At 60.9% G+C, this 14,698-nt stretch carries 12 protein-coding genes; 1 reads left to right on the plus strand and 11 read right to left on the minus strand.

Annotated elements, in window-relative coordinates:
- Nucleotides 1-9: 9 nt before the first annotated feature.
- On the minus strand, nt 10-1,164 hold the full coding sequence (locus tag DU29_RS0102265; RefSeq protein ID WP_028620239.1) for a MalY/PatB family protein: 1,155 nt from the start codon (nt 1,162-1,164) through the stop codon (nt 10-12).
- 170 nt (nt 1,165-1,334) lie between these two features.
- On the opposite strand from DU29_RS0102265, the gene DU29_RS0102270 reads away from it, so the two are divergent.
- Entirely contained in the window at nt 1,335-2,423 is a 1,089-nt protein-coding gene (locus tag DU29_RS0102270) for an AI-2E family transporter (protein WP_028620240.1), read from the plus strand.
- A gap of 27 nt (nt 2,424-2,450) precedes the next feature.
- Here the strand turns inward: DU29_RS0102270 and DU29_RS0102275 are convergent, their stop codons facing one another.
- The 10 genes from DU29_RS0102275 to DU29_RS0102320 all read right to left on the minus strand — a co-directional run bounded on the left by DU29_RS0102275 (nt 2,451) and on the right by DU29_RS0102320 (nt 14,645).
- Complete coding sequence (locus DU29_RS0102275; protein WP_028620241.1) at nt 2,451-3,926, minus strand: family 16 glycosylhydrolase; 1,476 nt, start codon at nt 3,924-3,926, stop codon at nt 2,451-2,453.
- Between the two features lie 29 nt (nt 3,927-3,955).
- The gene (galE, locus tag DU29_RS0102280; RefSeq protein ID WP_033050229.1) at nt 3,956-5,008 is read right to left on the minus strand and encodes a UDP-glucose 4-epimerase GalE; all 1,053 of its coding nucleotides are present in this window, start codon (nt 5,006-5,008) and stop codon (nt 3,956-3,958) included.
- A gap of 28 nt (nt 5,009-5,036) precedes the next feature.
- On the minus strand, nt 5,037-6,455 hold the full coding sequence (locus DU29_RS0102285; protein WP_028620243.1) for an oligosaccharide flippase family protein: 1,419 nt from the start codon (nt 6,453-6,455) through the stop codon (nt 5,037-5,039).
- A 237-nt stretch (nt 6,456-6,692) separates the two neighbouring features.
- The gene (locus DU29_RS0102290; RefSeq protein ID WP_028620244.1) at nt 6,693-7,628 is read right to left on the minus strand and encodes a glycosyltransferase family 2 protein; all 936 of its coding nucleotides are present in this window, start codon (nt 7,626-7,628) and stop codon (nt 6,693-6,695) included.
- The gene (locus DU29_RS01000000129375; RefSeq protein WP_081832417.1) at nt 7,622-8,950 is read right to left on the minus strand and encodes an O-antigen ligase family protein; all 1,329 of its coding nucleotides are present in this window, start codon (nt 8,948-8,950) and stop codon (nt 7,622-7,624) included. Before DU29_RS01000000129375 ends, DU29_RS0102290 begins: the two co-directional genes overlap by 7 nt.
- Nucleotides 8,947-10,059 (minus strand): glycosyltransferase, encoded by a 1,113-nt coding sequence (locus DU29_RS0102300; protein ID WP_028620245.1) that lies wholly within the window; start codon nt 10,057-10,059, stop codon nt 8,947-8,949. The genes DU29_RS01000000129375 and DU29_RS0102300 overlap by 4 nt, the downstream gene beginning before the upstream one ends.
- A complete protein-coding gene (locus tag DU29_RS0102305) occupies nt 10,056-11,138 on the minus strand; it encodes a glycosyltransferase (protein WP_028620246.1) in 1,083 nt (360 codons plus the stop codon). Before DU29_RS0102305 ends, DU29_RS0102300 begins: the two co-directional genes overlap by 4 nt.
- A 29-nt stretch (nt 11,139-11,167) precedes the next feature.
- The gene (locus tag DU29_RS0102310; protein ID WP_028620247.1) at nt 11,168-11,875 is read right to left on the minus strand and encodes a WecB/TagA/CpsF family glycosyltransferase; all 708 of its coding nucleotides are present in this window, start codon (nt 11,873-11,875) and stop codon (nt 11,168-11,170) included.
- Nucleotides 11,872-13,230, minus strand: coding sequence for a UDP-glucose dehydrogenase family protein (locus DU29_RS0102315; RefSeq protein ID WP_028620248.1), 1,359 nt, complete (start codon nt 13,228-13,230; stop codon nt 11,872-11,874). Before DU29_RS0102315 ends, DU29_RS0102310 begins: the two co-directional genes overlap by 4 nt.
- Before the next feature lie 23 nt (nt 13,231-13,253).
- Nucleotides 13,254-14,645 (minus strand): undecaprenyl-phosphate glucose phosphotransferase, encoded by a 1,392-nt coding sequence (locus DU29_RS0102320; RefSeq protein ID WP_028620249.1) that lies wholly within the window; start codon nt 14,643-14,645, stop codon nt 13,254-13,256.
- Nucleotides 14,646-14,698 lie beyond the last annotated feature (53 nt).

Raw genomic sequence — 14,698 nt, forward strand, 5'->3', positions numbered from 1 at the left:
ACAACCTCATCAGCCAATGCGTGCGCGCAAACTGCGCTCCATCCGCGCAATACCTTCCTCCAGCAATGCCCGCGGGCAGCCGAAGTTCAGGCGCACGAATTGCTGGCAGGCGTCGCCAAAATCCAATCCTGCACTCAAGCCGACCTTGGCCTGCTCAAGAAAGAATTTCTGCGGATCGGCCAGCCCCAGCGCCGAACAATCGAGCCAGGCCAGGTAGGTGCTTTGCGGCACATTGATGCTGACGCCCGGCAGACGGGTGCGAACCGCGTCCACCAGATAATCGCGGTTGCCCTGCAGATACGTCTTCAACGCTGCCAGCCATGGCCCGGCTTCGCTGTAGGCGACGCGTGTGGCTTCCATGCCCAGCGGGTTGACGCTGTCGACCATGCCGCAACGGGCATGATTGACCCGTTCGCGGATGGCGCGGTCCTGAATGATCATGAAGGATGTCTTCAGCCCGGCGATGTTGTACGCCTTGCTGGCCGACATCAGCGTGATGGTGCGGCGGGCGATGTCTTCGCTGAGCGAGGCGGTCGGAATGTGCACGCGGCCGTCGTAGCACAGTTCGGCGTGGATCTCGTCGGAGATGATCCAGGCGTTCTGCTCCAGGCAGATATCCGCGACGGCTTGCAGCTCTTCCCGGGGGAAGGCTTTGCCCAGTGGATTGTGCGGGTTGCTGAGCAGCAACGCGCCGCCGCCCTTGAGCGATTGGCGAAGTGTGTCGAGTGGCGTGGCATACGTGCCGTCCGCCAGCGCGTCGAAGTTCAGCTCGACCTTGTTCAGCCCCCAGTGGCCCGCTGCATGCCGCAGCGGCGGGTAATTCGGCACCTGCACCACCACGTTTTGTTGCGGCTCGACCAGCGCACGCAAAGCCATGTTGAAACCCGACTCCACCCCCGGCAGGAAAATCAGCTCCTGCGGCTGGACGCGCCAGGCGTATTTGTTCCACAGATCGGCGACGATTGCTTCGCGCAACCCTTCCTGCGCCACGCTGTAGCCGAGCAACGGATGCTCCAGACGTTTTTGCAGGGCCTGAACGATCACCGGCGGCGCGGCGAAATCCATGTCGGCGACCCACATCGGCAAGACGTCCGCCGGGTAACGGCTCCACTTGGTACTGCCGGTGTGGTGGCGGTCGAACACCTGATCAAAATCGAAAGTCATGCGCGGTCTCGTAGCAACAGGAGGGGAAAGGTCGCCATGATAATCCCACGCACCTGTGGGAGCGAGCCCGCTCGCGAAGGCTTGGCCTGCACCGCGCCGCGCATTTTCCAGCCAGCGTCTATGCTGGGCTAACCAACCCAGCCTATGCCGCGAAATACATGGAGTCGTCAATGGAGCCAACGTCCCTTACCGAAAAAGCGTTCACACGCAACCTGCTCGACGTGTTGATTCGCGCCGGGCTTATCGCCGTTCTGGTGTTGTTCTGCTTCGAGATCTTCAGCCCGTTCCGCGACCTGATGTTGTGGTCGCTGATCCTGGCGATCACCCTTTATCCCCTGCAAGAGCGACTCAGAGGGCCGTTGGGCCGCAAAGAAGGGCGCATCGCGACGCTGATCGTGCTGGTCGCGGTGCTCATTTTGATGGTGCCGGTCTACCTGTTGGGCACTTCGATTGCCGACTCGGTCGAGAGATCGATACACGTGGTCAGGACCCAAGGCATTACCATTCCGCCGCCGTCCGAATCGCTCGCGGAGTGGCCTCTGGTGGGCAAGCCGCTGTCGGCGATCTGGCTGCAGGCGTCCACTGACCTGCCGGGATTGACCGAGAAATACATCCCGCAGATCAAAGGCGTGAGTCTGGCCTTGCTGGGCAAACTGGCCGGCGTCGGCATGGGTTTCCTGACATTTATCTTCGCCCTGATCATCGCTGGCATCTTCATGGCCTACGGCGAAAGCGGCGCGCGCAGTGCCGTGCTGATTTCGTCGCGCTTCAGCGGCCCGGTCCGCGGCCCGAAAATCGCCGCGCTGTGCACCGCGACGATTCGTGCGGTAGCGTTAGGCGTGGTCGGCATCGCATTCATTCAGATGCTGCTGGTGGGCTTGGGATTTGTATTTAAAGGCGTGCCCGGCGCCGGTTTGCTCGCCTTGGCGGTGTTGCTGCTGGGGATCATGCAACTGCCGGTCACCTTGATCACCTTGCCGGTGATCGCCTATGTGTTCGCCACCGAAGGCGCCAGCACTGCGACCATCGTCTTTGCCATTTACGTGTTCGTCGCCGGCCTGGTCGATAACGTGCTCAAGCCGCTGCTGCTGGGGCGTGGCGTTGACGTGCCGATGCCGGTGATCCTGATCGGCGCGCTAGGCGGGATGGTCACCGGCGGCATCATCGGATTGTTCATCGGCCCGGTGGTGTTGGCGGTCGGCTATCAACTGTTCTGGCAATGGGTAGAGGACACACCGGACGTGGCGACAACGCCCTGAGCTAGCCTCTTCCAGGCAGAGCGGGGCCTAGTTGCCGCGCTTCCACACCTTGACGTAGTCGATACGGAACGTGGAAGGCAGGTCGGCGTCGTCGACCACGCCGAACCATTGCCACATCGCCTCGCTGTCGAACACGATCTGCATCGGGAAGAAGAAGTTGGTGTTCTTCGCTTCTCGCACCAGCACGCCATCCACGTACCAGCGCAGCATGTCCTGCTGCCAGTCGAAACCATAGACGTGGAAGGTGCTCGCCAGCCGCCACGGTGCGACCCAGGTGCTGCCGTCACTGAGGTGCTCATCGCTTTGCGGCGTGGCCCAGACGTGGGCGTTCATGTTGTATTTTTTGTCGAAAGCGCCGTCCTTGGTCTTGCCACCAATCTCGAAGATATCGATCTCGGTGGCGTTGTCGGGCAGCCCGGTCCAGGCCAGCCAGAATGCACTGGAACCGGCGGAATTCATGGGTTTTGCCCGCGCTTCGTAGTAGCCGTAAAGCCCGCGTTCAATGGTGCGAACCATCGCCGAGCTGTAATCCTTGTAGCCCAGTTTTACGTACTTTTCGGGCAGGGTTTCCTTGCGGAAATAGATGTTCAGGTTGCCATTGTTGACGACCGCATTGGTCGGCAGAAACAACGCCGGCTTACGTCCCAGCGAATCAGTGCCGGTGGCGTTGTTGACATGCCAGCGCGTTGCGTTGAGCGCCGTCCCGTTGAAATCATCCGACAGCTGCGTGTCCAGCACCCATTTGCCAGCGTTGGCCTGATCGGACAACGGCGCGTTGGGGTTGGTGTGTTGTGGCACTTCGCCGAGGGGACCGACGCGGGTCCATGCCGTGGATTTCGCAGGTGGTGCCACTGACCACTTTTGCGCCAGGTAATCGAACGCGTTTTCCCGCTCGGCTTGCGAGCTCAGCAGGCGGTCGTAGACCAGCACTTCGGCGATGTCGCCGCGCAGGATTTCCGAAGTGCCGACCACGTTACGCGCCACCGCGAACGGACCGATTGGCACGTCATTGATTTCGAGAAAGTCCAGCTTTGGCTCGTAAGCCGTGGTCTGTTGAACGCTGATGCCAAAGTTCGGCAGCATGTTGTCGTTATCGGCAAGTAGCGGCCGCGAACTAAACAAGCGCTGCCAGGCTTTGCCACCGGCTTGCTCAGGCAAGCGCCTTGACACCACAAACACCGTGGCCGGACCTTTGCTCTTACGAATTGACGAGCCGGAAAACGCCGCGGTGCCGTTCAGGCGCACCACCGGGCGGCCATTCATGGCGCTGTCGACCCGCAATGGCAGCGCCGTGGCCGCGACAGGGTCGACGATGATTGCGCTGGCCTTGGCGGATTTGTCTCGCCAGCGGGTCACGCGGTTTTCGCCATCGACGGTGAGGGTCGAGGCATCAGCAGCGTCGAGCCACAGCACCAGACCATTGAGTGGCGGGCTGGTGACATTGGCAAACGCATTCAACGCTGCCGACATCAACAGCGTGCCCAGCCATATTTCCCTGACCATGTGCATCTCCTTTCTTCTGAGCTACTGGCTCACTTGTGGGCAAACTGCGGTACCGGGCTCGAGCGATAACCGAGCGGGTTGTGCGATTGCCAGCGCCAGCTGTCGACGATCATCCGTTCCAGGTCGCGTTCGGCAGCCCAGCCGAGTTCGCGTCCGGCCTTGCTGGCATCAGCCCAGCACTGGGCAATGTCGCCGGCGCGGCGCGGGGCGAACTGGAATGGGATAGTAATCCCGGTGACGGCCTCGAAATTGCGGATCATCTGCAAAACGCTGTAGCCCACGCCGGTGCCGAGGTTCCAGACATTGACGCCGCTACTGTCGCGCAAGGCTTGCAGGGCTTTGAGATGGCCGTCGGCAAGGTCAACGACGTGTATGTAATCGCGCACGCAGGTGCCATCGACGGTCGGGTAGTCGCTGCCGTAAACGGTCAGTTCCGGAATGCGGCCAATGGCGACTTGGGTCAGGCACGGCAGCAGATTGCTCGGCTTGCCCGTGGGATCTTCGCCGATCATGCCGCTTTCGTGAGCGCCGATGGGGTTGAAATAACGCAACAACGCAATGCTCCAGCGCGGGTCGGAGGTGGCCAGATCGGTGAGCAATTCCTCGATCATCAATTTGGTGCGGCCGTACGGGTTGGTCGGTTTGCCAGTGCCGAGGTCTTCCAGAATCGGTGTCCGTGCGGGGTCGCCGTAAACCGTCGCCGATGAGCTGAATACCAGGTTGAACACCTTTGCACGCGCCATCGATCGGCACAGGTTGAGCGTCCCGGCGACGTTGTTGGCGTAGTAGTCGAGCGGGTTGCGCACACTTTGCTCGACAGACTTGAGGCTGGCGAAATGCACCACCGCATCGATGTCGAAGTGACTGAAAATGTCGTCGAGCAGCTTCTGGTTGCGCACGTCACCTTCGATGAACTCGACCCGGGTGTGGGTCAGTTGCTCAAGACGGGTGATCGATTCGCGACAGCTGTTGCTCAAGTTATCGAGCACCAGCACTTGCTGGCCTGCGTTGATGAGGGTCAGGGCGGTGTGGGAACCAATGAAGCCGGCCCCGCCTGTGATCAGCGTGGTTTTTCTGAGCATGATGTGTGATTCCTGTGCGAGAACCGTTTCAGCGGGTGGTGAAAACCGTCTTGAATTCTTGCGGCCAGCGCGGGTGCAGCAGGCTGTAGGCGAGGGCATACGTCAGGGCGCCGATGGCGATGTCGGCGATCAGATGCACGTAGCCGGTCAGGCTCACTTGTGTTGAAAAGGTGACTACGCTAGCGGCCATCACGAGCGAGGCGAGGACGCTGCGGTAGTTGCACTCCAGGAACGCCCGCCAGCCGTAACCGATGGCGGTATTCAAACCGCGAATCTGCAGAGGCGTGATGATCAGCATCCTGACCAGCAGGGCCAACGCTGCGGCCATGCCGCCGTAGACAGCGCCGAGGCTGTAAACCAGCGCCAGGGCGAGCAGGGTGGTGCCGACTTCAGCCTTGAGGGTGAGACGGCTGCGATTGACCGCGACCAGCGCCGTGGTCGCGAACATGGCCAGGTTGCCGAGTGCGGCCGTGCAGGCCAGCACTTGCAGCAGAGGAATGGCGTCGGCCCACTTGGCGCCGAAGATCAACAGAATGATGTCGTCTGCGGTCAGCGCGATGCCGATGAACAGCGGCGTCAGCAGAAAACCGCTGAGCGCCGTCGAGTCGCTGATGAGGCCGATCAGCCGCGAAGAATCCGCGCTGCGCCGGGCGAATGCCGGCAGGGCGTAACTCATCAAGCCGTTGTAGATCGCGGTGCGCGGCAGATCGATGATGCGCATCGCCAGGTTGAACATGCCGACAGCGCTCGCACCGGCCGTGATGCCGAGCACCACATTGACGCCGCGCTGCAGGGTTTGTGAACTGAGTACATTGATTGCTACAGGCGTGCCGGCCCTGAGGGTTTCGCGCAGGAACCGGGTGTCGATGTGGAACGCAATTCGCTTGGGCTCGCCGCGCATCAGCACGATCACCGAAACGAACTCCATGATCAGCGCCTGCGCGATCACTGCCCAGGCGCCAAAACCCCACAACGCGACCGCAATGCCACCGACGCCGCCCAGCACCTTGCCCAGCAGCGTGCGGGTGGCGAGCATCTTGAAGTTGCCGCTGCGGCGCATCTGCACCACGTACACCCGCGCCATCATGGTGAAAAGGATTTTCACCGAGGCTACCGCCGTCATCCATTGCAACTCCGGCGAAGGCGCGTACTGCATCGCCAGGCCGCTAATGAGCAGAATCGACACCAGGCTGATCAGCACGGAAAACCAGAACGCGGTCGAGACATGACGGTCGTCCAGCTTTTCCTGGCGCACCAGCGGATCTTCCAGCACGGACGAGTAGATGATGCCGACCACTTCGACGATGGCGATAATCACGGTGCCGATGCCCAGTTCCGTTGGCGACAGCAGCCGGGCATAAACAACAAACGTGATCATCGAGAGGAAAATCAGGCCGAATTTTTCGGTGAAGATCCAGATCAATGTAACCAGACGATGATTGGCCATGGGCAAGACCTGGGGATTGGAACGACAAAGGATGAATTAACGAACCGCAGTCACCACCGCCCGTAGCACCTGTAGCAGCTGCCGAGCCTGCGAGGCTGCGTCCGGCTGCGTAGCAGCCGTAAACCCGGGCAGCGCGGTGTATCTGGAAAACCGCGTTTGCCGAACAAGCGAGTGCTGCGCACTCGGACGCAGGCTCCGCCAGCTGCTACAGGGTTCGCGTTGCCAGGCGAGGCGTGGTCAGGGCGCTTTGCGTAGCGTTTTCATCCGCGCATACAGGTAGCGCAGGGTCGGTTTGCCGTTGAAGACAATCAGTGTCTGCCACGAGTGCTTGAGCATTTTCTGGAAGACCTTGATCACCTGCGCGTGCTCGCCGCGCCGGGAGAACGTGCCAAGGAAGTCGGCATGGTTGGCCAGCACGAAATCTATGCGCTGCTGGCGCGTCAGGCGGGTGCCGTAAAGCTCCAGGTACAAGTCAATGAACTTGAGTTTGTGCGGGTAATATTTTTGCGGCTGCGCGGTGATGTTGCTGGCGTTGACCCCGCGGCGGATCAACACTTCGGGCACCGTGTGAACTTCCCAATGCTCTGCAATCCGTGTCCACAGTAAACGATCTTCGGCGTAGCGCAGCTTTTGATCAAAACCGCCCAGCGCAACAATCGCCTCGCGCCTGACGACCACCCCGGAAGTGCCATTGATGACGTTCTCGCGCATGAAATCGGCAAAGTGATTGCCGCTTTTACGCCGTTCTTCCCGTTGTTCCTTGCCGTCACTGAACACGCTCAGTTGATAGCAATCGATCAAGCCGACCCGATGCCCCGTGCGCGTCAGCTCAGCATACAGCGCCAACTGCTTCTCGAGCTTTTCCGGGTGCCACTGATCATCAGCATCCAGAAACGCAATAAATGTTTCTTGAGCCATGAAGATGCCTTTGTTGCGTGCACTCCCCGGGCCCTCATTGGCTTGTTGCAGGAAGGTAATGGGAAACGGCGCCACGAAGTTCCTGACCATTTGCGGCCCGTCATCGCTGGAGCCGTCGTCGACGATGATCACGTTATCCGGCAACCGGGTTTGCCGGCTCAGCGAGGCCAGCGTCTGCTGAATGCTGCTGGCGGCGTTGTACAGCGGAATGACTACGCACACCGTGCCGGGTGATGGGGAAGCGTCGTTCAGCATGGGCTTTTCTCCTTGGACCGGGTCCCGGCGGACAGGGCCTGTGAGCGGACGGCATAAGCCGGTGCAGGCGAGCGAGCGGCCATGGCCGGTCGTTTGGCGTGGTGATGGCGGAACGTCAGAGCAAGCGTGCAGAACACCAGAAACTCCGCAGAACGGTAATTCGGTATCACGTACGCCACGTAATTGGTGACGATGAACAGCGCGATGATCACCAGCGCGCTGGCCCGGAACTGAGCAGAGCGGTCAGCCGTTACCGCTCGGTATTGTTTGATCAGCGCTTCGGCGAACATCAGGATCAACGCCGCCAGCTGCAGCGCGCCGCCGTTGAGCAAGGTTTCCATGTAACCGCTGTGCGCATTGCCGATATAACCCCAGCGCTTGATAAAAACGTCGGCATCCGGGCTCGACCAGAACGCGCCGTAGCCGTAACCGTTAAGAAACTGGCTATCGATCAGCGGCGTCAGCAGTTCCCAGATCAGCGTGCGGTCGGTCAACGAAGGATCGCGTCCCATCATCTCCAGCAGCAGCGTGTAGTTGCCGTACATGAAGGCGCAGATCAGCAAATAAACGACCGTCGCGGCGAAGAACGCCAGCAACGAACGGTTGACCCGCAGGCGGATCATCGTCAGGAAGTACCAGTAGCTGGCCGCGCCCGTGACGATCAGCGCAATGCCCGTCGCCGACTGCGCGAGCAGAATCGCCACCAGCGAAAAGCTCGCGTACAGCATCGCCATCACATTGCGTTGACGGATCATCGGCAGCAGCAACAGGATCGCAATGGCATTGATCCGCGCGCCGGCATTCTTCTCGGTAAAAATTCCTTTGAACGCGCCGTCCCGTATACCGCCAGAGATGAAGGCAATGTCCGGCCTGATCACGGCGAAGATCAGACCGATCAACGCGGCAGCACCAATCACCGAACCGATCATGAAAGTAATTTTCTCAATGCTGTAGTTGTAGGCAACGAACCCGGCAAAGAACACCACGCTGACCATCGCGATAAAGCGTTTGAAGCTCAACATCGGGTCGCTGGACCAACTGATCGACGCCGCCACGCACACCAGAAACAGCAGCAGAAAAAAATTGTTGCGGTAAAAACTTTTGCTCAGGAACACCTTGTTGCGGATGAAGAAAAACAGCGGAACCAGCAGGGTAACCAATCCGCCAATCTGATTGACCACGTTGCCCTCCATGTCCCGTTGCGCATCGTCCAGGGCAGCGCCTTGCCCCAGGAAAAAAGCAATCACCTGGATGTAGAACAACACGCCGAACAACGTAAACCCGTCGCGCAGCGTGGAGTACCTGACTTCCAGTTTTCTCATGAGCGTTCGCCCCCCAGCAGCGCCGCCAGATAGGTGTGCACGGCGCGGCCACTGACGAAGCGATTGGCAGCGGCGATGCGCGCGTGCAGATTCGCTTCGCGGGGGGCGCTCAGTTCGCCGGCGATTGCCTGCGCCAGCGCGGCGGGATCGTCGACGTCGACCAAGGGCGCGACCCTGCCGTTGTCGAGAATGTCCTGCGGACCGTGCGGGCAGCGGGTCGACACCACGGGCGTGCCGGTTGCCAGCGCTTCAACCAGCGCATTGGGGCTACCTTCGAAACGTGACGACAATACAAAGCAGTCGGCCGCCGCCACTTCCGCCATGGGCTGACGTGTATAGCCCGGCAGATCGACACGATTGGCCACACCCATTGCCGCCGCCTGTGCCTGCAACTGCGCGCGAAGATTGCCTTCGCCGAAAATGATCAGACGCGTGCCTGAATTTGGCAAACGGGCGAACGCTGCAATCAACGTATCGAAGCCTTTCTGTGGCGCCAGACGACCCACCGCAACGACCACCGCGGTGGTTTTTTCCAGCAGCCAGGGATGGCTCGGCAGGCCCGGTGGCCTCTGCAGGAAATCGTTATCGAGCACCGGATTGTCGGCGATCGTCACGTCGCGCTTGCGCGCAATCGTCGTGTCGACCAGGTCCTGCGCCACGCCCCGTGATACGCAGATGACCGGATTGGGAATCAGCCGATACAGAAACGGCGCCAGCCAGTAAGCCGCGCGCACCGCCGCCGCCGGATTGACGTGTTTGTCGTGTGAAAACGCATTGCGTTCGCTGACGTGCAGGCGCTGCAGGGTGCCGGACAGTATCGAGGCGGCAATAGCCACCACGTTGACGTGGGTGAGGGCGGCCAGCTGTGCATCGAAGCGGTTGTGCCGTAAAAAGCGTGCCAGCGCCGGGACTGCACTGGCGCTGCGCGGGCTGTTCAGTTCGACCTGTTTGACCCGAGGATCAAGCAGCGCGACGTTCATGCCGCCGCCGGTGAGCATCAGCAGTGTGACGTCGTTGCCGGCCTCGACAAACGCACCGGCCAGTCTCGCCATCATTTTCTCGGCGCCGCCAGCGCTGAGGTCGTGGAGGATGATCAGCAGCTTTTTCATGATTGATTCCATACCTGGTAATAAGCCTGCGCGGCGTGGTGGCTGGTGTAAGGGCGGACGGCCTCGGCCAGGGATTGCCCACCCGGCGTGACCGCGGCAGACATCGCCAGGCTTTGCAGCAAACCTTCGGCCAGCGCCGGCACATCGTTGACCTTGACCAGTTGCCCCAAACGGCCGTGATCGAGCACTTCCCTCGGGCCGGTTTCGCAGTCGCAGGCCAACACCGGCGTGCCTAATGCCAGGGCCTCGATCAACACGGTCGGCATGCCTTCGTGTGATGAACTGAGGATCAGCAGCCGGGCCTGGCGGATCAGCGGATACGGGTTGCGCAGAAATCCAGTGAAATGCACCCGGTTGGCGATGCCCAGCCGTTGCGCCTGCGCGGTCAGTGCACCCCGTTGTGGGCCGTCGCCAGCGATGACCAGATCGGGCAGTGCCTCGCGGCTCAATGCCAGCGCATAAGCGTCGAGCATCAGGTGAAAACCTTTGAGTTCCACCAGTCGGCCGACGCCCAGCCAGAACTCGCCTGGCAGGTTGGCGGGCATGGGGGTCTGTGCGGCGTTGAGCAGTTGCTCTGTTACCACTGCGTTCGGGCAATAGGTGATGCGTCGGCGGCCCCAGGGTATCCAGTCGGCGAGGGAGCTGCGCAAACCTTGCGACACCGTCACCACTTTGCCGCTGCCGCACAGGTAGAGGGCGTAGAGCAGTCGCAGGCTGGTGACGCCGGTTCTTTGCTCGGCGCAATCAAGTGCGGTGTGGCGGGTGTAGATGACCTTGCATGGACGCCCCAGCGTGGCGAACCAGGTGCACAGGTTGGCCTGCTCCTTGGCGCTGATCAGGTGAGTGACCTTTTCGCGCCGGATAATCCGGCGCAACAGGACAATAGATTTGAGCATGCCGACTACGCCGCTGCCGGCGCCATCGATGGCGGTTGCACCCACGGCGTCCGGGGTGTCTCCGTTGATCACGAAAAAACTGACGCGCTGGCCATCCTTGAGAAATTGCTCGGCCAGGCGTTGCTGTACCCGCTCAACGCCCCCGTCGGGTTCGAAATCTTTAAGAATAAACAGGATATGCATGGTCAATGACCCGCTGCTGAGAATGCGCTTCAGGGTGCGCTGATGTTGATCGACACTTTGCGTCGAACGATCATCGCCAACAGGTGGCAAAAGTTGCTCGGGTAGTCGATCAGGTAGCGCTTGATCGTGTGCGGCTCGCGGTACATGCGGTAGAAGGCGCGCAAGTGCAGACGGTCGACCAGCGCCGGGTAGTACTGTTGCGTGGCCATGGCCTCCTGGCGAATGAAGCCGCCGCAGGTAAACGCCACGCCCCTGAAGCCGGCCTGGAGGGCATTGTCGACAAACCGTTCCTGCAGTCCGGCGCCCAGCCCGACGATCAGAATGTGCGTTTCGCTGCGGCAGATGTCGGCGTGAATAGCCTCGGCCTGCTGAGCATTGAAATAGCCGTTGTGATAACCGGCAATGTTCAACGCGGGATAACGCAGCAGAATCTTCTCGATGAACAGCGCCAGTTCGGCCTGCCGGGCGCCGACGAAATACACGCGCTTGCCTTGCGCCTCGGCGCTGCTGAACACCGGGTCGGCAATAGAAGTGAAATCAAAACTTACCCGGCCCACCGCGCGCCCGGTCACGCGCGACATAAAAGTCGACATCAGCATGCCGTCGCAAAAATAGGCGACGGCATTGGATGGCTGCTTGAGGAAGCTGCCGATGGAGGCGAAGTTGACGAAGGAGAACGCTTTGTTCGCGTCCAGCAGCGCCGGCGAATATTGCTCGATCACGTTCAGTTTGATCATTGCATGCCTCCATCAACGACATGCGGCCAGGTTTGCCTGCCGACGGACACATAGGTGAAACCGCGTTTGCCCAGGCGCTGCGGATCAAACAGATTGCGGCCGTCGAAAATCAGCGGCTGCTTGAGCTGGCGTGCGAGCAGGTCAAAATCCGGTGCACGAAACGTTTGCCATTCGGTGACGATGATCAGCGCATCGGCATTCTTCAGCGCGGCTTCCTTGGTGCCCGCGAGCGTCAGGTCTTCGCGCTCGCCATACAGGCGCTGGGCTTCTTCCATCGCCTTGGGATCGAACGCCTGGACGCGCGCTCCGGCTTTCCACAGCGCTTCCATCAACACCCGGCTCGGCGCTTCGCGCATGTCATCAGTGTTGGGCTTGAAGCTCAGTCCCCAGAGCGCGAACGTCTTGCCCTGCAGCGCGCCATCGAAGTGCTCGAATATCTTGCTGAACAACGTGGTTTTCTGTTCGTTGTTACGCGCTTCCACCGCCTTCAGCACACGGGCATCGATATCCACCGCCGTCGCGGCGTGAATCAAGGCTTTCACGTCTTTGGGGAAGCACGAGCCCCCGTAGCCAACGCCGGGGTAGATGAACTGGTAGCCAATGCGCGGATCGGAGCCGATGCCGTGGCGGACCATCTCGATATCGGCGCCGAGTTTCTCGGAGAGCGTGGCCATTTCGTTCATGAAGCTGATCTTGGTCGCAAGCATGCAATTGGCGGCGTACTTGGTCAGCTCGGCGCTGCGGATGTCCATGACGATGATCTTTTCGCGGTTGCGGTTGAACGGCTCGTAAAGCTCGCGCATCACCTCTTCGGCGTGTGCGCTGTCGGTGCCGATGATGATCCGGTCGGGGCGCATGCAGTCGTCGACGGCGCAGCCTTCCTTGAGAAATTCCGGATTGGAAATCACGTCGAAGGTCAGATCGCTGCGCCCGTTCCCGGCCAATACCTCGGCAATGCGTGCGCGGACCACATCACCCGTGCCCACCGGCACCGTGGATTTGTCAACGATCACCTGATAACGGTCCATGTGTTGCGCGATGGTTTCTGCCACGTTGAGGACGTACTGCAAATCTGCCGAGCCGTCCTCGTCGGGCGGGGTGCCGACCGCGATCAGCTGCACATCGCCATGGCGCACGGCTGCCGCCAGATCGGTGCCGAATTGCAGGCGGCCGCTCTGGTAATTCTCCCGCACCAGGGTTTTCAGACCCGGTTCATAGATGGGCAACGTGCCCTCGATCAGCGCCTGAACCTTCGCGGCGTCGACATCCACGCACATCACCGAATGGCCGACTTCCGCCAGCGCGGCGCCCTGTACAAGTCCCACATAACCGATGCCGAATACGCTCACATTCATGGTGAAACCTCAGGCCGGGGGCGTCAGTAGATGTTTTTGGAAAAGAGGGTAAAGGGCGTTTTCACGAGGATTTTGATGTCCAGCCACAGCGACCACTGGTTGATGTAGTTGAGGTCCTGGGCGACGCGCTGCTGCATTTTTTCCAGCGTCTCGGTTTCACCGCGGTGGCCGGTGATCTGCGCGAGTCCGGTGATGCCGGGCTTGAGGCGATGCCGGGCCATGTAGGCGCGGACTTTGCCGGTGTAATAGATGTTGTGAGTCACCGCGTGGGGGCGCGGACCGACCAGGGCCATGGCGCCGAACAGCACGTTGAACAGCTGCGGGAGTTCGTCGATCGAGCTGCGGCGCAGGAAGCGTCCGAGCGGAGTGACGCGGTCGTCGTCGCGGGTGGCTTGACGGATTTCGTCGTCCTTGTGCACGCGCATCGAGCGAAACTTCCAGACCCTGATCACTTCGCCGTCACAGCCATGCCGGTTCTGCTTGTACAGCACCGGGCCGGGGGAGGTGAGTTTGATCGCCACGGCCACGGCCAGCAGCAGCGGGCTGAGCAGGGTGATCGCTACCGCGGCCAGGGTGCGCTCCAGCAAGTCTTTGCAGAACAGGCTGCCGGGGTGCGAGCTGATCAGGCTTTCATTGAGATAGAACGCCGGCATCCGTTCTATTTCCGAGATCGATTGATTGAGCAGCACCAGGCTGCTGAAATCCGGGATCCAGACCACGTCGACGTTCATGTCCAGCAAGTCGATGTACAGCGCCTCGATCATGGCGGCCTTATCCATGGGCAGCACCAGATAGACACGGCGAATCTCCATGCGATCGATGATTTCACGGATGTCATCGACCGAGCCGAGCAGCGGCAAAATGCTCGGCGCCGGGCCGGCATGGTCGGCGGTGGCGACAAAACCGAGCACCCGCGCACGGTTCGGCCGCGACAGTTTGCGCGCCAGTTCATGGGCAGTCGGGCAGGTGCCGAGAATTACCGAGCGGCGCTCGTTGCAGCGTTTGCTCGAATGCAGGCGGGTGAGGCAATGCAGGGGGATGAAACTGGCCGCTTGCAACAGGTAGCCGGCGATGGCCCAGACGATGATCACCTGTCGCGAGAAAATCGCACTGGTCTGGGTGATGAACGCGATGCTGATCAGCACCGCCAGCAGGATCAGCCAGCCGGCCAGCAACCGAGCGAGCCCGACCAGTAAACCGTGGCGTTTGTGGTAGACCTGCATGGCGCCGTAGATCGGCACCGAACCGAGCACCGTGAGAATCATCAGCACCCGGTAGGGACTGGCCAGAGCGCCAACGCGCCAGTAGACGAGCACCATCAACAGCACGTTGACCAGGGTCAGCGCGCACAGCCACTGACCCCAGAACGTCAGGCCTTTACGATGGGCGACTTGAGCGGTGTATTGCGGAGTCATCGGCTCAACCTCTGGACATGGGGCGTGAATCGGCCGCGCCGTGGAATCACGGC

Origin of the sequence: Pseudomonas sp. Ant30-3, from assembly GCF_000690905.1 — a bacterium.
In the GTDB taxonomy this organism is placed as follows: domain Bacteria; phylum Pseudomonadota; class Gammaproteobacteria; order Pseudomonadales; family Pseudomonadaceae; genus Aquipseudomonas.

Coding starts and splice junctions, on each gene's coding strand:
- DU29_RS0102285 (WP_028620243.1), bottom strand. CDS start 6,455: ATGGCCAATCATCGTCTGGTTACATTGATCTGGATCTTCACCGAAAAA.
- DU29_RS0102320 (WP_028620249.1), bottom strand. CDS start 14,645: ATGACTCCGCAATACACCGCTCAAGTCGCCCATCGTAAAGGCCTGACG.
- DU29_RS0102290 (WP_028620244.1), bottom strand. CDS start 7,628: ATGCTGAACGACGCTTCCCCATCACCCGGCACGGTGTGCGTAGTCATT.
- DU29_RS0102305 (WP_028620246.1), bottom strand. CDS start 11,138: ATGCATATCCTGTTTATTCTTAAAGATTTCGAACCCGACGGGGGCGTT.
- DU29_RS01000000129375 (WP_081832417.1), bottom strand. CDS start 8,950: ATGAGAAAACTGGAAGTCAGGTACTCCACGCTGCGCGACGGGTTTACG.
- DU29_RS0102310 (WP_028620247.1), bottom strand. CDS start 11,875: ATGATCAAACTGAACGTGATCGAGCAATATTCGCCGGCGCTGCTGGAC.
- DU29_RS0102315 (WP_028620248.1), bottom strand. CDS start 13,230: ATGAATGTGAGCGTATTCGGCATCGGTTATGTGGGACTTGTACAGGGC.
- DU29_RS0102270 (WP_028620240.1), top strand. CDS start 1,335: ATGGAGCCAACGTCCCTTACCGAAAAAGCGTTCACACGCAACCTGCTC.
- DU29_RS0102265 (WP_028620239.1), bottom strand. CDS start 1,164: ATGACTTTCGATTTTGATCAGGTGTTCGACCGCCACCACACCGGCAGT.
- galE (WP_033050229.1), bottom strand. CDS start 5,008: ATGCTCAGAAAAACCACGCTGATCACAGGCGGGGCCGGCTTCATTGGT.
- DU29_RS0102300 (WP_028620245.1), bottom strand. CDS start 10,059: ATGAAAAAGCTGCTGATCATCCTCCACGACCTCAGCGCTGGCGGCGCC.
- DU29_RS0102275 (WP_028620241.1), bottom strand. CDS start 3,926: ATGGTCAGGGAAATATGGCTGGGCACGCTGTTGATGTCGGCAGCGTTG.